Source organism: Hymenobacter lapidiphilus, assembly GCF_013377885.1.
GTDB lineage: Bacteria > Bacteroidota > Bacteroidia > Cytophagales > Hymenobacteraceae > Hymenobacter > Hymenobacter lapidiphilus.
In genome coordinates this window covers 70,253-92,456 of sequence record NZ_JABKAU010000016.1, presented here as the reverse complement: position 1 = coordinate 92,456, position 22,204 = coordinate 70,253, and the positions used below count along the sequence as shown (strand labels likewise).

At 55.8% G+C, this 22,204-nt stretch carries 18 protein-coding genes; 15 read left to right on the top strand and 3 right to left on the bottom strand.

Features of this window, described 5'->3' with window-relative positions:
• Positions 1-63: 63 nt before the first annotated feature.
• Both HW554_RS10655 and HW554_RS10650 read right to left on the bottom strand, forming a co-directional pair.
• Positions 64-237, bottom strand: coding sequence for a hypothetical protein (locus HW554_RS10655; RefSeq protein WP_176908571.1), 174 nt, complete (start codon positions 235-237; stop codon positions 64-66).
• A 281-nt stretch (positions 238-518) separates the two neighbouring features.
• Positions 519-1,202, bottom strand: coding sequence for a LexA family transcriptional regulator (locus tag HW554_RS10650; protein WP_176908570.1), 684 nt, complete (start codon positions 1,200-1,202; stop codon positions 519-521).
• Between the two features lie 130 nt (positions 1,203-1,332).
• Between HW554_RS10650 and HW554_RS10645 the strand changes: the two genes are divergently transcribed.
• The 12 genes from HW554_RS10645 (at position 1,333) to HW554_RS10590 (ending at position 18,467) form a co-directional block, all read left to right on the top strand.
• Positions 1,333-1,557: a hypothetical protein gene (locus HW554_RS10645; protein WP_176908569.1), complete on the top strand. Its 225-nt coding sequence runs from the start codon at positions 1,333-1,335 to the stop codon at positions 1,555-1,557.
• Between the two features lie 7 nt (positions 1,558-1,564).
• Positions 1,565-2,029, top strand: coding sequence for a hypothetical protein (locus HW554_RS10640; RefSeq protein WP_176908568.1), 465 nt, complete (start codon positions 1,565-1,567; stop codon positions 2,027-2,029).
• A complete protein-coding gene (locus tag HW554_RS10635) occupies positions 2,022-2,411 on the top strand; it encodes a MerR family transcriptional regulator (protein ID WP_176908567.1) in 390 nt (129 codons plus the stop codon). The genes HW554_RS10640 and HW554_RS10635 overlap by 8 nt, the downstream gene beginning before the upstream one ends.
• A 65-nt stretch (positions 2,412-2,476) precedes the next feature.
• The gene (locus HW554_RS10630) at positions 2,477-3,019 is read left to right on the top strand and encodes a hypothetical protein (protein ID WP_176908566.1); all 543 of its coding nucleotides are present in this window, start codon (positions 2,477-2,479) and stop codon (positions 3,017-3,019) included.
• A 92-nt stretch (positions 3,020-3,111) separates the two neighbouring features.
• Positions 3,112-3,927 (top strand): hypothetical protein, encoded by an 816-nt coding sequence (locus HW554_RS10625; protein WP_176908565.1) that lies wholly within the window; start codon positions 3,112-3,114, stop codon positions 3,925-3,927.
• Positions 3,928-3,942: 15 nt separating this feature from the next.
• Positions 3,943-5,325 carry a replicative DNA helicase gene (gene dnaB / locus HW554_RS10620; protein ID WP_176908564.1) on the top strand — a complete coding sequence of 461 codons (1,383 nt, stop codon included), beginning with the start codon at positions 3,943-3,945 and terminating at the stop codon, positions 5,323-5,325.
• Between the two features lie 99 nt (positions 5,326-5,424).
• Entirely contained in the window at positions 5,425-8,850 is a 3,426-nt protein-coding gene (locus HW554_RS10615) for a helicase-related protein (RefSeq protein ID WP_176908563.1), read from the top strand.
• Between the two features lie 107 nt (positions 8,851-8,957).
• Positions 8,958-12,779 carry an Eco57I restriction-modification methylase domain-containing protein gene (locus HW554_RS10610; protein ID WP_176908562.1) on the top strand — a complete coding sequence of 1,274 codons (3,822 nt, stop codon included), beginning with the start codon at positions 8,958-8,960 and terminating at the stop codon, positions 12,777-12,779.
• Positions 12,780-12,782: 3 nt separating this feature from the next.
• A complete protein-coding gene (locus tag HW554_RS10605; protein ID WP_176908561.1) occupies positions 12,783-14,612 on the top strand; it encodes an AAA family ATPase in 1,830 nt (609 codons plus the stop codon).
• A gap of 41 nt (positions 14,613-14,653) precedes the next feature.
• Positions 14,654-15,196 carry a hypothetical protein gene (locus HW554_RS10600; RefSeq protein WP_176908560.1) on the top strand — a complete coding sequence of 181 codons (543 nt, stop codon included), beginning with the start codon at positions 14,654-14,656 and terminating at the stop codon, positions 15,194-15,196.
• Complete coding sequence (locus tag HW554_RS10595; RefSeq protein ID WP_176908559.1) at positions 15,193-17,010, top strand: McrB family protein; 1,818 nt, start codon at positions 15,193-15,195, stop codon at positions 17,008-17,010. The genes HW554_RS10600 and HW554_RS10595 overlap by 4 nt, the downstream gene beginning before the upstream one ends.
• 5 nt (positions 17,011-17,015) lie before the next feature.
• Complete coding sequence (locus HW554_RS10590; RefSeq protein WP_176908558.1) at positions 17,016-18,467, top strand: McrC family protein; 1,452 nt, start codon at positions 17,016-17,018, stop codon at positions 18,465-18,467.
• Positions 18,468-18,509: 42 nt separating this feature from the next.
• Here the strand turns inward: HW554_RS10590 and HW554_RS10585 are convergent, their stop codons facing one another.
• A complete protein-coding gene (locus HW554_RS10585; protein ID WP_176908557.1) occupies positions 18,510-19,460 on the bottom strand; it encodes an HNH endonuclease in 951 nt (316 codons plus the stop codon).
• Positions 19,461-19,710: 250 nt separating this feature from the next.
• Between HW554_RS10585 and HW554_RS10580 the strand changes: the two genes are divergently transcribed.
• The 3 genes from HW554_RS10580 (at position 19,711) to HW554_RS10570 (ending at position 22,187) form a co-directional block, all read left to right on the top strand.
• Positions 19,711-20,160, top strand: coding sequence for a LexA family protein (locus tag HW554_RS10580; RefSeq protein ID WP_176908556.1), 450 nt, complete (start codon positions 19,711-19,713; stop codon positions 20,158-20,160).
• 231 nt (positions 20,161-20,391) lie between these two features.
• On the top strand, positions 20,392-21,468 hold the full coding sequence (locus HW554_RS10575; RefSeq protein WP_176908555.1) for a sensor histidine kinase: 1,077 nt from the start codon (positions 20,392-20,394) through the stop codon (positions 21,466-21,468).
• A complete protein-coding gene (locus HW554_RS10570; RefSeq protein ID WP_176908554.1) occupies positions 21,465-22,187 on the top strand; it encodes a LytR/AlgR family response regulator transcription factor in 723 nt (240 codons plus the stop codon). Before HW554_RS10575 ends, HW554_RS10570 begins: the two co-directional genes overlap by 4 nt.
• Positions 22,188-22,204 lie beyond the last annotated feature (17 nt).

Below are 22,204 nucleotides of genomic sequence, written 5' to 3'. Positions count from 1 at the left end.
GCGAAAGCAGAAGGGCCACTCCGCAAGGAGTGGCCCTTCTGCTTTACGTCGTGTAGCAGATGACTAGCCGCGCATCTTACGTACGATAAACCAGAGCAGTAGCACTAGCAGAAAGACGCCAATTAGGCCCGTCCAGGCCCCGGCCTTAAAGATGGTGCCAATGGCGTCGCAGCTGCTGAGCGAGAAAGTGAGCAGTACCAGTAAGGCCGCAGTGAGGGGGAAGCGCAGAGTGTTCATGGCAGGAAGGGGAGAGTAAATAGTCAGTTCCCGAGTATTCGGATCTTCCCTGCGTGTACTGTTCCTGCCGGTAAAAGGTTGATTGACGCGAATTAACCCATAAAAAAAGAGGGTCGTCTATCCGTAGATAGGCGACCCTCATACTTGGCGCTCCCTCCTGGGTGCTAATAATACGCATATACGCCTCAAAAAGGGCTTAAAACGCCATTTCGCCCTGGTTTTCGCCCTGCTAAAATTAAGGCACTCAGGTCCCGGTTGAGGGTCCCTGCAGGGAGCGAAGCCTACTCCACCCGGCCCCGAATAATATCCACCACCTTCCACAACCCACGAATATCCTCGCCCGCCACGGTCAGCATGCCGGCCTGGGGGTTGTCGGAATGTAGCACCAGCTGCTGCTTGGTCAGCAGGTCATTATCCTTGATTCGCTTTATCGTCAGCTGGTTGCCGAACGTGGCCACGTATACCCCGCTCACCGTGTACTTGATATCCGCCAGCGGAACCGGCGTTACAGCTACCAGCATGCCGGCGCGTAGCTGCGGCTCCATTGAGTCACCGTTAATCTCGAACACCAGCGTACCTGGCTTGCGCAGCTCGGGGCTGGGGTTGTAAATCCGCATCGTCTCGTACTGCCCGTAGTCGCCCTCCGTGGCAATTAGCTCCACGAAGCCAGCCCGCACCGGCACCGTGACGAACGGGCAGTCGATGTACTCCTCATCCGCAAACTTACCGAACACGACTACGTCGCCGCCATTGGTGCCGGTGCTCTCCATGGGCCCGCCGCCGAACCACAGCCAGTTGCGGCTAATCTCCAGGTCCGAGACAATAGCCTCCAGCACTTCCGTACTGGGCTGGTGCCGGCCACCCTCCAGCTGCGCGATGGTGGGCCGCGAAACATTCAGCAGGTCGGCCATCTGCTGCTGGGTCAGGCCGCGGGCCTGCCTAACAACTTTCAGCCGCTCCGCCATGCTCAGTTCCGGTAACGGGCTAACTGAGCTTATTTTTTTGCGTTCCACCGTATTCATTATGTAACATTTGGTAAGTTTTACCTACATTGGAGCGATGTATCTCAATCAAAGGTAACATAACAAAACTAAAATGCAACCATTTGAAACCGTGACTACGCCGGCCGACCTGCGAATGTTGTTGCCGCACGGCGCAATATCCAGCATTGCCCGCTCCCTCAAAATGTCGCACGCGGCCGTGTCCAAGGCTTTGCAGAAGGCCCGGCCGTCCCACCCCGCCGTGGCCGAGGCCGTGCGCCTCATCAAAGAGGCCGGCTCCCAAAACGTCCAGCACGACCTTAACCAGCTTACAAAATAGCCCCGCCATGATGCTGTTCTTCCCCGCCAACCAGCCCTACCCCCAACGCCCGCTGCCGCCCGCGCCCTACCTGACCGAGGAGCCCCGCGAGGCCACTACTGCCCTGGAGGCCGCCGTGCGTGCCTGCCCCAAAACCCGCCTCACCGGCGACCATGCCCGCCCCACGCCCGCCCATTGCCAGGAGCTGGCCGAGGCGCTGGAAAGCGGCTACCTGACCCACCGCGAGGCCGTGTGGCTGGAAATCTGGCAGTACGAGTTCGACGCCAACACCATGGCCGCCGTGCTGCCGCCGGTGCAGCGCATGCTGCGCCACCGCCAGCTATCCGGCGGCGCCCCGCGTCCCCAGAATGGCGGCTGGTTCTGGCCCGAGGCCGCCGCGCCCGCCCCAGCGGCCAATCCAACTCCCACTCCCGTCGTCGCGCCACCCGCCCGCCGGGGCCGGCCCCGCAAAACCCGCCCCAGCCATGACTGAGCTAACCACTATCACTGCCGACGGCCTGCACATCACTGTGCGGATGCCCGACAACCACGAATGGGTGCGCGAGTCACTGGAGCGGGCCTGCGCCGCCGAGGCCCGCCGCCAGCTCGAAGCCTCGCCCGCCCCCGACCCGGCCTACTCGGTGCCCCGCACGGCCGAGCTGCTGGGCCTGCACCCCGAAACCCTGCGTGATTACATGCGCCTGCCCGGCCACCACCCGCGCCGCCTGCACTATGTCACCGGCGAGTCCAGCCGCGGCGACCGGGTGCTGCTGTCCCAAATCAACGACTGGCAGCACCGCAACCGCACCGATGCCGAGCCGGTAACCGCCCCGCCGCCCCGCGTCCGGGGCCGCCGCGCCAGCCGGCCATCCTGATTCGCTACCCGGCAACGGTAGACTCATCCGCCGCCGCTAAAGGCGGCCCAACTCCTCATTCCCCCATGTCCCAGCTACTGCCAACTGTCGGGCCGGATAGTCCGGAGGCCACTACGTCCATCATCACCATTCAGAAGGCCAAGGTCAAAGACCAGCACCTGACCTGCGAATTCACCGAGCAGCGTACCCCGGAGGCCCCACCCCGCACCTTCGCCCTGACCTGTGCCGAGCAGGTCCACGCCGACTTGCCCCACGCCCTCAGCCGCCTGGTGCCCCACCTGTGCCTGCTCACCGAGCAACTGGCCGAAACGCCCGACTTCTGGCCCGACGATTCCGAAGAGCTACCGGCCCTGTTCGAGGCCTTCACCTTCACCGGCTTCTCGATAGGTCGCTACCAGGGCGGCGTCACGCTCATCGGCCAGCGCGAGCTAACCGGCGGCCGGGTGCTCAACCTGACCACGCCCTACCAGTCCTTCGACGACGAGCAGGCCAGCTACTCCTACACCGGCCTGCTCGAAACCACGCTACAGACTGCCTTGGTGGAAGTGGAAGCGGCCCTGCGCGGCAAATGCACCGACTACCGCCAGTTGGCTCTGGCTTTTAGCTGATAGCTTTTCCGCCTTCACGGCCCGAAAGCCAAGCGGGTATTCCTCCTGAACATAAGCTAACAGCTAGCAGCTGTCAGCTAAAAGCTCAAAACATGAAGCTTCCGGCCATCCAGTTCTACCCCGGCGACTGGCACAAGGACCAGGGCGTCCAAGCCCTCGACCTCGCGCAGCGTGGGGCCTGGTTCGAGCTGCTGCTAATGATGCACGACAGCGACGAACGCGGCGTGCTGCTCGTCAACGGCCAGCCCATGCCCGATGCCGTTATTGCCCGCCGCCTCGGTTTGGATAACCAAACGGCCAACCAAATGCTAACCACCCTGCTCGACTACGGCGTGGCCAGCCGCCGCGAGTCCGACGGCGCGCTGTTCTGCCGCCGCATGGTCAAGGATGAGCGGCTGCGCCGGATACGCACGGAAGCGGGTAAAAAGGGCGGTAACCCCAATTTGCTTAACCAAGCATCTAAGCAAAAGCCAACCACCCGGGTTAAGCAAATTCCAACCCCTTCATTTTCATCTTCAATTACAACTTCAGTAAAAGAGAGTGAGGCGGCTGACGCCGCCCCGCCCGCCCGCACTGCTGAGAAGAAAGTTGAAAAGCCAGCCGGCAAGCGTTCCAAAGGAGGCCCGCCGCCCGCACTGGCTGAAGTCCGGGAATACGCCAACGAGCAGCACCCCGGCAGCGCCGACGCCCAAACGGAAGCCGCCACCTTCCACGACCACTACGAAAGCAACGGCTGGCGCGTCAGCGGCAAAACCCTGATGGTGGACTGGCGCGCCTCCTTCCGCAACTGGATGCGCCGCCGCCCGCAGTTCCAGGCCGCGGCGGCCGCCCGCACCGGCACCGGGCCACCCGCCCCGACCCGCGCCCGCACCGCCCCCAAATCCACCGACCCCGCCCGCTGGAGCTAACCCGGCACCCCCACCATGGCCCCGCACAGTCCTGCTCGCCCCGCCGTTTCCGCACCCGCCACCGGCCAGCTGCCCCCGCAGGCCCTCGACCTGGAGGCGGCTGTCCTCGGCGCGGCCCTGCTCGAAGCCGATGCCCAGCGCACCCTGCTGGCGCTACTGCCCACCGAGGAGGTGTTCTACTCCGCCGCCCACCAGCAGGTGTACCTGGCCATCCGCGACCTGGTGCAGGCGGGTGACCACGCCGACCTGCTTACCGTCGTAGCCCGGCTGCGCCACCGGGGCACGCTGGCGCGCACCGGCGGCCCGCACTTCATTGCCCAGCTCACGCAAAAAATTAACTCCGCCGCCCACCTCGATACCCACTGCCGCATCCTGCAGCAGCAGTATGCCCGCCGCGTCGTCATCCGCGCCGGCACTGAGCTGGCCGCCCACGGCTACGACGATTCCCGCGACCCGCTGGAGCTGCTGGCCACCGCCCAAACCTACCTCACCAGCCTTCACCGCTCCCTTGAAACCAAGCCCGGCCAGACCGCCGCCGCCGCATTCGACGCCACGTTCGAACGCCTCGCCCAGTCCGTCGGCCAGCACGGCCTGACCGGCATACCCACCGGCCTCACCCAGCTCGATGGCCTTACCGGCGGCTGGCAGCCCGCCGACCTCATCATCCTGGCCGCCCGGCCCGCCATGGGCAAAACCGCCGCCCTGCTGCACTTCGCCCGCACCGCCGCCCTCGACCACAGCCACCACACCGCCATCTTCAGCCTCGAAATGCCCACCCTGCAGCTTATGCAGCGCATGATTGCCAGCGAAGTACCCGGCTACTCCAACTCCGACCTGCGCCGCGGCAACCTCCCCGGCGGCCTGGGGCAGGTGGCCCACATCCGCGAGCAGGCCCAACGCCTGCGCACCCACGGCCACCTGCTGCACCTCGACGACACGCCCGGCCTGAGTATCCAGCAACTGCGCGCCAAGTGCGCCCGCCTCCACGCCCAACAGCCCCTGAGCCTCGTTCTGGTCGACTATATCCAGCTCATGCGCGGCGATACAAAAGGTAACCGCGAGCAGGAGGTAGGCAGCATCAGCCGCAGCCTGAAAGAGCTGGCCAAGGAGCTCAACGCGCCCGTCCTGGCCCTGTCCCAACTCTCCCGCGACGTGGAGAAAAGGGGAGGGGAGAAGCGCCCGCTGCTCTCGGACCTGCGCGAGTCCGGCAGCCTGGAGCAGGACGCCGATTGCATCATCTTCCTCTGGCGCGGCGAGTACTATAAAATCGCCGAGTATGAGGACGGCACCGCCACCGCTGACACGATTTTGTTCGACATAGCCAAGCACCGCAACGGCGCCACGGATGAAGTAATAGCAGGGTGCAACCTGCGGAGGGGTCTATTTAAAGATATGTAACATGTTAGTATAGAGCAATAAATTCAAATACCGAGTCTAAGAAAGTTGTACGAGAAGCATGCTCAACCTAGATTCGTACTTTTAGTAAACCTTGTATTTATGTCTCTTAGCGACCACTCCCTCATTCGTGACAATGCCGAGCGAGGAGCAGTGGCTGATTTCTTAACTGCCCATTTAGCCGAGCCCGGTGCCGAGTGTGCTTTCGTTTCAGCATACTTCACCATTAATGCCTACCATCACTCAAAGCTGAAAGGTCAGTTCGACGGCATTAAAAAGCTGCGCTTCCTATTCGGAGAGCCCAACTTTCTCAACCTCGACCCCGAGAAAACATCAGTTAAAGAATTTCGGCTAGCCGGTGACCAACTCAGCCTGTACAACGCCTTAAAGCAGCGCGAGGCAGCCCGTGACTGTGCCCAGTGGATTTCCGATAAAGTGGAAATTCGCTCAATGGTGAAGCCAAACTTCCTCCACGGCAAGCTCTACCACATCAGCCAGCACGGCGGCAAAATCCAGGAGGCCATCATGGGCAGCTCTAACTTCACGGTGGCTGGCCTTGGCCTCACCAAGCGTGCTAACAGAGAGTTAAACATGGTGGTGGACAGCAAAGCCACCGTCCAGGACCTGAAGCAGTGGTTTGAAGAACTTTGGACTGACCCTACGTTGGTCCGTGACGTGCGGGAAGAGGTGCTTAAATACCTGCGCCAGCTATATGTAGATACCCCCCCTGAATTAGTCTATTACAAAACGCTCTATCATCTGTTCGGTAGGTTTTTGGAAGAGCAGGTGAAGGGCGGGCTGCTGACTGAAAAAACAGGTTTTTACGAATCTGAAGTCTGGAATCAGCTTTATTCTTTTCAGAAGGATGGCGTACGCGGTGCTATCAATAAGCTGCTACGGCACGGAGGCTGCATTATAGCCGATTCCGTGGGCTTAGGCAAAACGTTTGAAGCCTTGGCGGTGATTCGCTACTTCGAATTGCTAAACGGCCGGGTACTGGTTATCTGCCCCAAAAAGCTAAGTGAGAACTGGACCATCTACCAGGCGCACAAAGGCGACAGCCTCAACCCCTTTAAAAAAGACCGGTTTTCCTACACCGTGCTCTACCACACCGACCTGAACCGGCCGGCAGGTGCGGTGGCCGCGGCCGATGGCATCAACCTCGACAACTTCACTTGGGGTGCCTACGACTTGGTAGTAATTGACGAGTCGCACAACTTCCGCAACAGCTCGACGGCGAAAGACGGACGCGGCCCCACCCGCTACCAGCGGGTTCTGAACGACGTCATTGCCTCTGGAGTCAAAACCAAGGTGCTACTGCTCTCGGCCACCCCGGTCAACAATACCCTGCGCGACTTGCGCAACCAGCTTTACCTCATCACCGAGGGCAAAGACGACGCCCTGGCCGCCACCACCGGCGTAGCCAACCTAGGCCAGACCCTAAAGCTGGCCCAAAGCCAGTTTACCCAGTGGGCCGAGGGCAAGCCCGGCCACGAGCGCAACGCCCAGGAGCTGTTTGAAAAGCTGGACTCCGGGTTTTTCAAGTTGCTCGATGAGATGACCATTGCCCGCTCGCGCAACCAGATTAAGCGCAACTACGACTCGAAGGAGATGGGCGAGTTCCCCAAGCGCCTGAAGCCGCTGGCGGTATTCCCGGACATTGATTTGAAAGGTAAGTTCCCCAGCTATGATGCCGTAAACAAGCTTATTGAGGGCTACCAGCTTTCGCTTTACAACCCCTCTCGTTACGTGCGGGAAGAGTACAAAGCCTATTACGAAGACGTTGCCCGCCAGCAGATGCAGCTGCGCATTGCCACCTTCACCCAGGCCAAGCGCGAGATGACGCTCATCAACATGATGAAAATCGGATTTCTGAAGCGCCTAGAAAGCTCCGTCAAGTCGTTCCAGATTTCGATGGGCCGGACGCTGGAAAAAATGCAGGCGCTACAGAAGCGCATTCACGCTTTTCAGACCCACCAGGCTGCTAATCCTGACATCGACTTTGCCGATATTCAGCCCGAGGCCGACCCCGAAGGCGACGACGACCTGGCTGCCGTGCTGGAAAATTTCGTGGGCAAAAACCTCAAGTTCAACCTCGCCCACTTGCGCCTCGACGACTGGCTCACCGACCTGCGCGATGACTTCGACCGGCTTTCTACCCTGGAAAGCATCGCGGCCGTCATCGACGGCACCCGCGACGCCAAGCTGGCCGACCTCCGCCAGTTGATTACCGACAAGCTGGCCGCCCCGCTCAACGGCCAAAACAAGAAGATTATAGTTTTCACTGCCTTCGCCGACACCGCCAGCTACCTCTACCAGCAGCTGCACGGCTGGCTGCGCGATACCCATAACGTGCATACTGCCCTGGTTTCGGGCGGCGCTGGCACCAACCAAACAACGTTCACCCCCGCTGGTTTCGCCCGTCAAACCGACTTCAACGCCATTCTCACCAACTTCTCGCCGGTTTCCAAGAAGCGGCATTTGCAGGCCAAAATGCCGCAGCAAGGAGAAATTTCGGTGCTCATCGCCACCGACTGTATTTCGGAAGGTCAGAACTTGCAGGACGGCGACTACCTCGTGAACTACGACATTCACTGGAACCCCGTGCGCATCATCCAGCGCTTCGGCCGCATCGACCGCCTCGGGTCCATCAACACGCGGATTCAGCTGGTAAACTTCTGGCCCACACCTCACCTCGACAAGTACATCAACCTCAAAAGCCGTGTCGAGGCCCGCATGGCCCTGGCCGACATTTCGGCCGCCGGCGACGACAACCTGCTCGGCAACGACCGCCAGCTGGAAGAGTTAATTGCCGAGGATGAACTGAAATTCCGCGACCGCCAGCTGCTACGCCTCAAAGACGAGGTGCTGGACCTCGAAGACCTCCAGGACAGTGTTTCGTTATCAGACTTCACGCTCGATGATTTCCGGGCCGAGCTGCTGCGCTACCTCGATGCCCACCGCCAGGAACTCGAAAATGCCCCTCCCGGCCTCTACGCTGTAGTGCCCGCCCCCGGCGGCGACTACGCGCATCTCGGCGGCCCCGACTACGACAAACTCAGCGACGCCCAGCGCCAGGTGCTGCGCCCCGGCACGGTGTTCTGCCTACGTCAGCTGCCCGCTCCAAATACTGGCCTCGACGGTACAACCGGCTCTGCTGCCACCAACCGCGACGAGGAGTTGGACAAAGTGAACCCCCTGCAGCCCCACTTTCTGGTGTATGTGCGCCAGGATGGTACCGTGCGCTACAACTACGTCAACGCCAAGCAGACCCTGGAAATGCTGCGCCTGCTCTGCGTGGGCCAGACTGAGCCTATAGAACAGCTCTGCGACCTGTTCAGCACTGAAACCGGCGACGGGCATGACATGAGCGTCACTAATGAGTTGCTGAACAAGGCACTGGCTGCTATCAAAGCCACTTTCCGCAAGAGAGCCAACTTACACCTCAAAGCTGACCGCGCCGCTACGCTTATGGCTGCTCCGGAAACAGAGGGATTTGAGTTGGTTACGTGGGTAGTCCTTCGATAGCAGAGGCCACCAGCTTCTTCAACTAAAAGTTTGCTTTTTCAGCTTCCTGAGAGAAGCAAGGGCGCGAAGGGTGCCTGCCCGCCGCGATTCCCTACATTTACCTGCGTATGCTTACCACGTCCAAAAACCCAATTGCCGCCGCCCTCGCTGCCTTCGCGCCTACCGCGATAAATCAGCCAGTTAACTTATTCGCGGCCGGCATCAACTTATTCAATACCCTCGGCTACGACACCAGCCGGCAGTCGCCCTTGCCTGATAACACGGCGCAGGGTTTTATCAGTGACTACGTAACCGCCACGGACAACTTCAGCCAGGAACGAGCTCGGACGAAAGAGTGGAAGCGCATTGAGCTGTTGTTTCAGCTAACCCAGGCGGAGGTCATCAACCAGGTGTCCCTCTTTGATACACGGCAGGTCGACCGTACCCGTATCGAAACCTACCTGTTTTGGGCTATCGAGCTGAGCGGCGACGGCTATACCCGCACCGATTTAGCCCAAATGACGCGCGAGCTCAATCGGCTGTTTCCCATGCCTTGCCTCGTGCTTTTTCGCTACGGTGACTGCCTCACGCTAGCAGCTATCAATCGCCGACTAAATAAGAAAGACGAAGGCCGCGACGTGCTTGAGAAAGTGACGCTAGTCAAAAGCATCAACCTCGAACACCCGCACCCCGGCCACATCGCCATCCTTCAGGACCTCAGCTTCGGTGAGCTGTACCAGCGTCACCGCTTCGATTCCTTTGTAGCCCTTCACCGTGCCTGGCAGGAAACACTGGATATTGCCCTGCTCAACAAGAAATTCTACCGCGAGCTATACACCTGGTACGAGTGGGCCGCCCACCCCGAAAGTGGCGTGCGTTTTCCGCGCCCAGCCAGCGAAACCGCTGGCCTGTCCGGCGAAGAGCTGCAAAAATCAGAAGACGCTTACCGCCGTCTCAGCCTCATCCGGCTACTCACGCGCTTGATTTTCGTGTGGTTCCTGCGCGAAAAGAAGTTGGTGCCCGCCGACTTGTTCGATGCAAAAAATACCTTGCCCGACTACCTCAAGAAATTCAACGCTACCGACCCCAATAGCAGCGCCTTCTACCAGGGCATCTTGCAAAACCTTTTCTTCGCCACCCTCAACACGCCTATGAAACGTGATGTAGAGGCCCGAATGAAAAAGGACCCAGCAGCTGCCGACGAGCTTCGCCGCTTCCTGACTGTAGGCGACTATAATGCCTACACCGACCAGACCAAGTACCGAGGCGAAGAGCTGTTTAATGATTCCAACGCAGCATTAGGCCTGTTCGAAACCGTACCTTTCCTCAACGGCGGGCTGTTTGAGTGCCTTGACACGGTTGACGAAGGCAAAGAAGTACGCTTCGATGGCTTCTCCAGTAACCCAAAAAAGCGGGCCACGGTACCTAATGTGCTGTTCTTTGGCGAAAAGAAGGGCCTCGACCTAGTGCAGGCATTTGGTGGCGACAAAAAGCAGCGCCAGGTGAATGCATTGGGTCTGGTGCGCATTCTGGAAAAATACAAGTTCACCATTGCCGAAAATACGCCCCTGGAGGAAGAGGTAGCTCTCGACCCTGAGCTGCTCGGCAAAGTGTTTGAGAATCTGCTGGCCACCTACAACCCCGAAACGCAAACCACGGCCCGTAAGCAAACCGGTTCATTTTACACTCCGCGTGAGATTGTGAACTACATGGTGGATGAAAGTTTGAAAGCCTACCTGGCCCAGGCGCTGCCGCCCACCATTGCACCCGACGACCGTCTAACCCAGCTGTTTGACGACGCCCGTCCCGACACCGAAAACCCCTTCGGTGCCAATAGTCCCGACTCGGTGCTCCTTGTGGATGCCCTTTCGCGCTGTCGCATCCTGGACCCTGCCTGTGGCTCAGGGGCTTTCCCAATGGGCATCCTGCACCGCATGGTGATGCTGTTGCGTCGTCTCGACCCCGATAACCAGCGGTGGCGGCAAACTCAATTGGCCTTGGCTGAGGCCAAACTAGCTGAAGCCAAAGCCGAAAAGGACCCTGAAATTCGTAAGAATGCGGTGGTTGCCGCTAATCAGCATATGACGGTGGTGCTCGATTCCTTTCAAAAGGACGCCGAAGCTGCCGAGTTAACTAATACCCACCTAACCGAGGCTCAGCGCCGCCAGAACTACGCTCGCAAGCTGTTCCTGATTGAAAACTGCATCTACGGGGTAGATATCCAGCAGATTGCAGTACAGATTGCTAAGCTGAGATTCTTTATTTCACTCGTGGCCGAGCAGCGTGTGGATGATAGCCAGGAGAATCGCAACATATTGGCCATGCCAAACTTGGAAACCAAGTTCGTGGCTGCTAATACACTTATTGAACTGGAAAAAGGAAAGGGCACTTTTGAACACCCGCTTGTAAAACAACGCGAGAGCGAGTTACAGAATTTGCGCCGAGAGTTGTTTTTTGTTCGGCGCTTCCCTGACAAGAAACGTCTGCGTGTACGGGAAAAGGATAAACGCCAACAATTGCGTGAAGCGTTAATATTGAGTGGATTCGGTGAAAAAGCTGCTTCACAAGCTGCTGATTGGAGCCCGCTTGACGTAATGCATGCTGCAGGCTATTTCGACCCTGAAACTATGTTCTACATCAATGATGGTTTTGATATAGTAATTGGTAACCCTCCATATGGAGCCAAGTTAGAGAAGTACTATAAAAGCTTGTATCCAGAGACTAGCTATGGTGGGATAGAATCTTATAAATATTTTATAGACAGGGGTTTAAGGTTGACAAAGATATCTGGCATCTTGTCATATATAACATCTGACTCATACCTTGAGAAGGAGAGCTTCGTTGACTTAAGAAAATTCATTCTAAAAAACAGTTCCTCTGTTAAAAACCATAAACTTGGGCTAGGTATTTTTGAAAATGTAGGGTTGCCCACATCCATTCTTTTTGCCGTTCGTCATAATAAAGAAACTGCGAAATTATATGTGTCAGACTTATCGGATTTGTCAATTGAAGTTTATATGCCCCTGGCTGACTCATATTTGCGCCGAGTTGAATGGAAGGACAGTGCAAATTTCCTATTCGGTTCAAAATCGAATTTGATTGATGAAAGCGGTACACGTCCATTGATTGAATTGTACGACCAAGTTATGGGTGTTAAAATTTATCAAGTTGGTAAGGGCCTTCCTAAACAAACGAATCATGAGATTGAGAATGATATTTTCGTTTCAACAAAAAAGCAAGGTGCAAACTGGCTTAAGTTTATTGATTCTGGCGTCAAGAGGTACTTTCTGGAGCAAGATGTTAAGTTCATTAATTACGGTAAGTGGCTAGCAGAGCCCAGAGAACTCCGGTATTTTGCCCCTCCTAAAATCCTTATAAGGGAAGTAGTGAATCCCCGCGTTTATGCATGCTATGTTGAAGAGCCTGCTGTTGCTAAAAATACTATGGCTGTTATTGTCGAGAAGGACAAGAAACACAGCCTTAAGTTTCTACTGGCCCTGGTCAATTCATCTCTCTTTACTTTCTATATTCTGGAAAAATCCCCTAGAGGAGGCAATAAGTTATTTCCAAGTATAACTTCTGGTCTTATAAAAAAATTTCCAATTAAGAGTGTATCTGAAGAGGAGCAAATTCATTTTATCCGGTTGGTTGAATATATCATCTGGTTAAAAGAACAAGAGCCAAATGATTTAAGGACGCCTTTTTTTGAGCAGGTTATAGACGGAATGGTTTATGAATTGTATTTCCCTATAGCGATGCAAGCGGCAGGCTGTAATGTGTCCAAATACTTGCCTTTACTTCCGGCTCTTCATGCCGAACATGCATTAGCAGATAAACAGTTAAATAATTTGTATTCCATTATTGAGCATAAAGACCACCCCCTACGTAAAGCAATTTTCTTTATGAAAACAGTTGAGGAAGTTGTTATCGTTGAAAGCAAACGCAAATAATATATGCAACGCATTACTGAAATTCGTCTGCGTAATTTCCGAGCATTCGGTGACCGAGAAGAAATTATTACCCTTAAATATGGTGAAAATCTCTTGATATATGGGGAGAATGGAAGCGGAAAAAGTACGATTTATGCTGCTTTGCGTGACTTGCTGGATTCATCAGTAAATCCCGGTTTGGATTATACGCCCAACGTTTACTTGCCTGAAGAAGCACCTGGTCATGTATCTGTTACTTTTCGCGAAAAAGAGCCATACGTCAGGGATAGTACATTTGTCTTTGGTCCTGACTTGACTAGTCAACGTACTGCACAGACTGCTCAATTTTTGAAAGACGCGAACATGGCTCGCGCTTTTCTTAGCTACAAAGAAATTGTTCGCACTTATTTGTCTGAGCAAGCTGAGGCTAACAAACTATTTCAAGTACTTGTCGAAACATTGCTTTCACATCACGTGCTTAAATCTGTAAATGAAACAGTAGATGAGTGCTGGAATAAGCTAAGAGCGGACCTCAGTATGCACGGTAATTCCACGGAGTTTCGTGAGGCGGAGCAAAAATTAGCTTCGGTGCCAACAGGAAATGTTCCTAATTTCAAACAGAACTTAAATCTGTTGCTACAAGATATATTTCAGCAGCTGAATGGATTTTTAAGCACATATTTCAATCATGGTGTCGAGCTAGGATATCAACTCAGTATTAAACGTGATTATAAAGAAGCATGGGGAGAATTAAGTTTAGAAGCAAGGTTTAATGGACATCAAATTTCTCGTCATTTCGCAGACTTTTTGAATGAAGCCCGACTGTCGGCTTTGTCAATCTGTCTTTATCTTGCTGCTATTAAATCCAATCCAAAACCTAATGAGTTTAGGTTGCTTTTCCTGGATGATGTTTTTATTGGACTTGATACTAGTAATCGTTTGCCTCTGCTTGAATTGCTGCATAAAGAATTTGTATTGGATGGTTACCAAATCATTCTCACAACTTACGACCGTGAATGGTTTGAACTTGCTAATAATTGGTTTGCCGCGCAAATTGCACCGTATCACTGGCAGCAATTAGAAATGTATGAGGAAAAAGTTGAGCGGGTACTCGGACAGCTTAGTATTTTGCCTACGGTTAGACCAGTTCTAATTTCTAACGAGAATAATTTGATTAAAGCGCAAAATTATTTTCGCGCCAAGGATTATCCTGCTGCTGGTAACTATCTGCGTAAATCAATAGAAGAGTGGCTGCAATCACACTTGCCGCTTGCTTATCGTATTTCAAGCGAAAGTGAACATGTCTTTAATAATCTGGAAGGCATGCTAAACGGGATGAAGAAATTTTATGAGCAGGCAAAGGAACCATTGCCTACTAAATTCAACACTAGCGCAAGTGTATTAAAACGGCTTGTATTTAATCCAGCATCCCATTTTGACCCTCGTAGTGCTTTGTATAAAAACGAGTTGGAGCAGGCTTTTGAATTGATGGATGAATTAATAAGTACTCCTAAGTTATCTATCCGTATTGTCCTTGCCCGCGGTTCATTGGTAACTTATGAATATGTTAACCCTATAACGCCCACTGAGTATAAAACCACTTTTGCCCTAACTGAAGACCTTTATTGTATTGATAAAGCTGGACGTTTTTCTAAATGGTTACCCTGTAAGTTTAAAATGCTAAGCTTCGAATTGAATAAAATAAACTCTACTGTAAACAAGGGCGAATTTAGTTTAGAAAACGGCGCGATAAAAATCCAAGAATTTTTGAAAGCACACAACGAAACTGTTGTTGTGGATTGGGAAAACGATTTTTTAACAGATAAGGGATTACGGTTGGCTGCTATTATCTAATGAATAATGGCCTTTACCACCTATTTAGGCTTGATACTGTGATGAGTACCGCTTACCCTGCCTACAGTCCCGAAGTATTCCAGCTTCAATACGATTCCCAGGATAAGCCCTGTGTCACAGCTTCCCAGCCCGGTCTGAAAGGTGCCATTGCTGCTAAAGTTGGCTACAAAATTTACGTGCTTGTAAACACGGCCGGAGTGCAGTACGTGGGCTGTACTCGCACCGGTATGGGTAGCCGCATCCGCATGGGGCACATGCGCAGCAAAACACCCAAGAATGGTTACCACGGTTATAAATGGCTAACCCAACCTGGTCTGCAGCTATACGTTTTCACGCTGCCCCAGGAGTTGCTGGCGCTGGCCACGGCCAGCCAAATAAGTCACTCCATCCTTGCCGAACGAATAGAAGCCGAGCTGGTCTACGCCGTGCGCGCCGCCACCGGCCACTGGCCCCTGAGCCAGCACGAAATCCACTTTCACAACCTCACCACCCAACCCGAAGCCGGCACGCTGACCACGAGTATGGCCGAGGCCATGTACGCGCAATTGGGCCAGCCTAAACTACAGCCTTCAAAAATTGCATGATGCCGAAGCCCTTTTTTACTGCAAAAGGATTAGAATTCTTTCGAAAACGTATAACGGAAAAGCCTATCGCTGTCAGAGATAATCTACAGGACGAGGCAGACAAAGAGCAGATAAGGGCACACATCATTTCTCCTAGTAATGAGTGGGCACGGCTCGTCATCGAGGCTTTGCCTGCCTACGAAGTCATTCAAGATAACCGAGTGCAGAGTGGGTTTGGCCAACTAAAGCAGTATTCGTGGGTTCGTCTTTACCTAAGTGAGTTTGGTGATGAAGGTATTTATTTCCGGCTTGGTGTTGATGGAAAGGGTAGCAAGCTGACCTATAACATTGATTATCGATGGGGAGCTAAAAACCCACTTTTATATGAGGAAACCCAGCGAATTGATAGTGCATTGAAACAGTCAGGTATCACTGACCAATCTATTTATCCGGAGAGTCTTTTACAGTATGATTGGTCCCGCCTAGTCGATGAAACAGTCAGTTTCATTAAGCAATATGAACCCCTATACCGGCGTCTGCACACGCTACTCAACGCTCACATGGTCGCTACAAAAAAAGCAAAGGAAGATGCTCATGCTGCTTTCGCTGCCAAATTTCCCAACCCCAACATCATCCTTTACGGCCCGCCGGGTACTGGCAAAACACACCACACCCTCGAGTTAGCCTACGAGCTGCTGATGGGCGAGCCGCCTGCTTCTTATGCTCTTGCACAAGAGCTTTTCCAGCAGGAGCTAGGCAAGCGGGTCGAGTTTGTAACCTTTCACCAAAGTTTCGGCTACGAAGATTTCGTGCAGGGCATCAAGCCGGAGGTCAATGACAAAGACCAACTAGTTTTCAAGCCTAAAAACGGCATCTTTTACGAAATAGCCCGCCGGGCCCGCGATGAGTTCAACCAGCAGGAGCAGCCCGACCGTCCTGGCCGACTACCATTTGATATTGTGTTCGACCGACTGGTGCAGCCGCTGGAAGTAAACGGTGAAGAGGTAGTCGTGAAGATGAAAACCGATAAGTACACTTTCCAGCTCATAGCTCTCACCGATACCTACCTGCGGTTCCGTCGACATGAGAATAAAACCGAAAGTAATCTGAAGCTCGATACGCTGCGAAGCCTCTACGAAGGTACCATTGGCTACAAGCAGGGCGGCTTGCAACTCTACTACCAGTATGTTGTTAATCGCCTCAAAGAACTAGCGGACGAAATAAAGCGCGAGGAGTATAGTGCCCATCTCCAGGTTGGTACCGGCGAGGTCGCCCCGCCCCGCAACTATGTCCTTATCATAGATGAAATCAACCGCGCCAACATCTCCAAGGTATTCGGCGAGCTGATTACCCTATTAGAAAAAGATAAGCGTCTCGGTGGCGATAACCCACTCTCCGTCACGCTGCCCTCTGGCGAGGCCAAGTTCAATGTGCCCGCCAATCTCTACCTCATCGGCACTATGAACACCGCCGATAAGAGCATTGCCCTGCTTGATATTGCCTTGCGTCGCCGGTTCGAGTTTCAGGCCCTCTATCCGATTTATGCCCAAGCCGACGGTACGCCCTTTCAACATGCTACGGCATTCCGGCAGCTCAACATAAACATCAGCGAGCAAAAGTCACGCGACTTTCAAATTGGTCATGCCTATTTCATGGACCGCCCTGATAAGCCTGCCGAGCCACTTGCTGACATTCTCAATAAAAAGGTGATTCCATTGCTTTACGAGTACTTCTTGAATGATGCCAAGAAGGTAAAAGCCGTCTTCAAGGATACCGGCCTGGAGGTACAGGAAGACCAAGCTACGGGCCTGCTGCGCTGTAGTCCGGTGGTATAAATGCCATGCAGCACCACTACCTCTACGAATACCGCACCCACCTTCATTTGGCCGAATTGGGCATCGACGCGGCTGCGCTGAACGAGCACCTACAGCAGCTGTGGGATAATCGGCCGCGCACCCCATCCTTCTGGCGTGCCCCCGATGACGACAGCTCCACCGCCCAGCGCTTCCTGCGTTTCCACGGCGAAGACGGTACCGTGAGTGCCCGCAACTACGTGGGCCAGATTTATTTTGAGGACCATATGCTGCACCTGCTGCCCAAGGTGTTTTACCCCGGCGAGGACCTGCCCGACGCCACCCCCGAAGATGACCCGCGCTTGCAGGCCATGCACGCGCATCTGTTCTGGTGGCTGAGCTACGCCCACAAGCTGCGCTTTCCCCGCTCGCTGGCCACCTTCTCAGCCCTACCGACCAACCTGCTCGAAGTTCTCATCCTGCTCTTTGCGCAGTACACCCACGAATTGCTGAGCCGCACGCACTACCAGCACTATCAGGAAGTAAGCGAAAACCTTGGCACCCTGCGTGGCCACCTCAATTTCGGCACCTACGCCACCTACTACGCCACCGGTCAGGGCCACCGCCTGCCCTGCACCTTCGATTCGTTCCAGCCCGACAACCGTTTCAACCGCATTCTCAAGTACGTCACCTACCAGCTGCTCAATCACACCAAGCAAACCCATACCCAGCAGCTGCTCCAGGAAATTCATTTCCAGCTCGACGAAGTAGCCGACCAACCAGCCACCCTCACCGACTGCGACCAGGTCCAGCTTTCCCCGCTGTTCGACGACTTCCGCGTAGTGCTCGACTACTGCCGTCTCTTCCTGGCCGACAGCGGCCCCCTTGCTGCCCACACCGAAGAGGTAAGGGTCTTCGCCATTCTATTGCCCACCGAAGTCATTTTCGAAGAATTCATCGAGGGTTTCGTTCGCACCCACTTGGATAATCAATTTCACGTCCGTGCCCAAGCAAGAGACTGCTACCTTGCCACTGCAACCCCAACCGGCGCTAAAACACAACGGTATTTCCAACTCCGCCACGACCTGCTGCTGGAGCGCAAGTCCGAGCAAAAAACCAAGGGAAAGCCCTTGGTTATCGATTCCAAATACAAGATTCTGCCTGTCAACGCCGCTGGTACCATTATTCCAGGAAGCGTAGCTCAAGCCGATATGTACCAGCTCGTGAGTTACGCCCTACGCCGTGGTACGCCGCACACCCACCTTTTCTACCCTGATTCCCTTCGCCACTCTGCCCACGATGCACCAGCTAACCGGTTGGACTACTTGGTGAAGGACAAACTGAGCGGCGCAGATGCCTCAATATCTGTATCAGCCCACCGGTTGCCGGTCACGTCCGTTGATGCTTTTGACACTACATCCGGTATCAGTGAGGCCATATTTGCTCAGGAATCGACCCTGGCAGACCGACTGCGGGCAGTGTTATCATTATCCAGTTAGATTGAGGTTATCGGAAAGACCGCATTTACTTCCCAATAAATCTCAGCCCCGTTGCGCCGCCAGGTTCTCCACCCGCGGCCACCACGCCCGCACCTTCGGTAGCCGCAGTTGCTGCCCGTTGAAGCGCTGCACGCCGTAGTCGTGTCCACCCAACTCCCCAAACCCTTCGGCCATCCGCACTCGGTAATCCACATCAATCCAGAACAGGTGCTGGTCGAAAGCGCGGTGCAGATTGGGGCATAGCGCCAGCCCATTCCCAATGGTATCATCCCGGCTCACCGACCATGGCACGATGTGGCAGGCGTCCAGCAGGGGCGCGGTTCCGGTGGTGCTCACCAGTTGCAGCCCCGACACGGCACAGGTCGACTGGTAGGCTCGCAGCACTTCCCGCACGAACACGCCGCTACGCTCGGCCAGGGCCGTTTCATCGGCCACGTCCACCGCCCGGTTGTACACGGCCGCTGGCTCCTCCAGCATCTGTCGGCCCAGCTCATCGAGCCGTTCCAGGCCCGCCCGCGGCCGGAAGTAGTGGCGCGTCAGCGGGAAGTAGCGCATCAGCAGCGCCTGCCTGATTTCCTCACGGGCCACCGGCTGCAACAGCAGCTCCCACAGCGCCGGGTCGAGTGAGGCATGCGCTAGTACGTCGCGCAGGTGCCCGAAGCTGCGCACCGACTTGGAGGAGGTCAGGACCAGCTCCTGACCCGGCCGGGCATGCAGGTGCCAGAACTTCTCACTCCGCAAGTGGAAAAACGGCAGCTGGAACGGACTGGCGCCAAATCCCGGCCCTGGACTCAGCAGTTGGCAGTAAGCTTTGAAGCCCGTAATCAACTCCGGCGTAATGGCAATGCAATTGTCGCGAATCGTACCCTCCTCTATGCCCTCCATCACCGCCAGCAACAGCGCCGGCTTGTAGGGCGCCTCCAGCTTTGTTCCTGGGTGTACATACACCTTCAGCTTCGTAAGCCGGGCCAGATAATGGGGTAGGGTGCTCAAGCTGACAGTAAATAGAGGAGGATATAGAATCAGGCAACTGGCAGACTCCAGGAGTAGTCTGCAATACTACTACCAGATAGCAAGTATCCCGCTTGCCAACTGTTAAATGGCTAAAAATGCCCGCTATTCATGGCCCAGGCCAGTATCAGCTTCTCAGAAGATTGACTGCTAATGGCTTTGGCTTCAAAGCAACTAAAATTATTAGTATTATTGCCGTTATAAATGCCCATTCATTCCCACTGATAGCATTATGACGACCGTTGAAATCCTACAGGTTATTAGCGAGCCCCTGTGGCTCACCCAATGCGAGACGCCCGTTCCGGCCGGCTACCCCAGCCTGGCCGAAAACTCCCCCAACACCAAAATCGACCTCAACCACCTGCTCATACCCCGTCCCGACTGCACCTATCTGGTCCGGGTACAAGGCACCAGCATGGACGGGGCCCCGTCACACATTCCCGACGGCGCACTAATGGCCGTCGACTGCTCGCTCACCCCCGAGTCGGGCGACATCGTAGTGGCGGCCATCGATGAGGAGTTTACCGTCAAGCGGCTCGAAAAGCGGGCCGGCGGCTACTGGCTCGTTCCCGACAACCCCGCCTACAGCCCCATCAACACCAGCCTGCTGGGCGACCGGTTCCAGGTCTGGGGCGTCGTCACCCACGTCATCAGCCGGATGCAGCGCGGCCGGTTCCACTAGCCGGCTACCATACCCGTAGCCAGGGCGGGGGAGGCGCTTCGTTTCCAAAAGATGTTATTTTTAACAACTTTCAGAAACGAGTTGCCTCGCCGTCCGTTCCCGCTTTGCCGCCCAGGGCCTCGCCACCGCCGCCTGCTCCACTGCCAACTACCTCGCCCTGCTTTCCGCCGTGCCCGTTGCGGTGCAGCAGGTGCTCGAAGCCCAAGCCAACAAAGGCCCAACCCAGTAGCCATGCGCCGCCCAGACCCGGATACCGCCGTTTTCTTTACCCGCCGGGATGTGGGGTGGCTGGCCCTGTTTTATCTGGTGGCGGCCCTGCTCGACCGCACGACGGTCTGGCTCCTGTGGGGGGGCTGGCAGACATCGGGGACCGGCCAGCCAGCCTACCTCGACCCCAGTGAGTTGATGGCCAGCTCCGGCCTCGACTTTCTGCTGCGGTTTCTGCTCTCACTCCCTATCAGCTACCTGGTAGCTACCCGGCTGCACCAACTAAGCCTGGGTCGGCAGCTGCTGGCTTATAGCATGCTGGGGATGGTATTCGTGGTGCTGGCTGGTCAGCTAAGTGCCCAGCTCAAGGCCTGGTTTGGGTGGGAAGAGTTGTTCGGGGGCCGGCTGGGAATCTATGCCTACTATGTAACGGCCCTGTTCTACTGCCTGCAGCTGGGCCTGATTCTGCTGCTGGTGCATGTGCGCAAGTACAAGCGCGCCGTGCACGAGCAGGCACAGCTGCGCGACGCCCTCACGCGCAGCCAGCTGGCCGCCCTGAAGGCACAGCTCAACCCGCACTTTATCCACAACACCTTCAACAGCATCAACGCGGCCATCGAGCCGGCCAACGAGCGGGCCCGGGAGCTGATTATCGATTTATCCGACCTGTTTCGCTACCAGCATGCCGGGGCCCAACAGGAGCTTGTCACCGTGGCCGAGGAAATTGAATTTCTAACCAAGTACCTGGGGCTGGTCCAGCGCCGGTTTCAGGACCGGCTGCATGTGTCGTTTGCCGTGGAACAGGCCGCCCTGACGCGCCGCATGCCCCCCATGCTGCTGCAGCCGCTGGTTGAAAACGCCGTGCAGCACGGCATAACGCCTACTATTGGGGCCTGCGCCATTCATTTGTCGGTGCAGTTGGGGGCGGCCGACCGGCTGCTGTTTACCGTTGCCGACACGGGCGCCGGGTTGCCGGCGCAGGGGATGCGGCCGGGGCTGGGCCTGCGTAACACGCAGCTGCGGCTGGAAAAACTGTGCAACTCCGCGCTGCACATCACCTCCAATGAGCCCCGTGGAGTCCGGGTCGAGTTCAGCCTATGAAACGCGTGTTACTGGTTGATGATGAGCCGGACGCCCGGCAGCTACTGCGTCAGTATCTGGGCCAGGAGCCCGGCTACGAACTCGTGGGAGAGGCCCGCGACGGCCCGGAAGCCGTCCAACTCATCCACACGCTGCAGCCCGACCTGGTCTTTCTCGATATTCAGCTGCCAGGCTGCTCGGGCTTTGAGGTGCTGGCCCGGCTAGAGCAGCTGCCACAGGTAATTTTCTCCACGGCCTACGACGCGCACGCCCTGCAGGCCTTTGAGTTTCACGCCCTCGATTACCTGCTCAAGCCTTACGGCCGCACCCGCTTTCAGCAGGCGCTGGCCCGCGTAGCCTACGATGATGCCCGGGTGGAGGCGCTGGCCCAGCGCCTGCTGCAGGCTGGTGGGCCGTATGCGCCGCGCGTGATTCTGCACAAGGGCACCCGGCGCCTAATTGTCGAAGCCCGGAGCATCCGCTACGTCGAGGCCTACGGCGACTATTGTAAAGTGTACCTGCATACCGAGCAGCTACTGGCCCTCAACGGTATTTCGGAGTTGGCCCAGAAACTCGACCCTGCCCTGTTCTGCCGGGTGCACCGCTCGTACCTGGTCAACCTGGCCCACGCGCAGGAAGTGGTGCAGGAGGGCCGCCGCCGCTACGTGGTGCTCGACAATCAGGCCCGGGTGAGGGTAAGCAGCTCCTACCAGGGCCAGCTGCGGCAGTTGGGTCTGTAGCACCGGCTAGCGGAGCC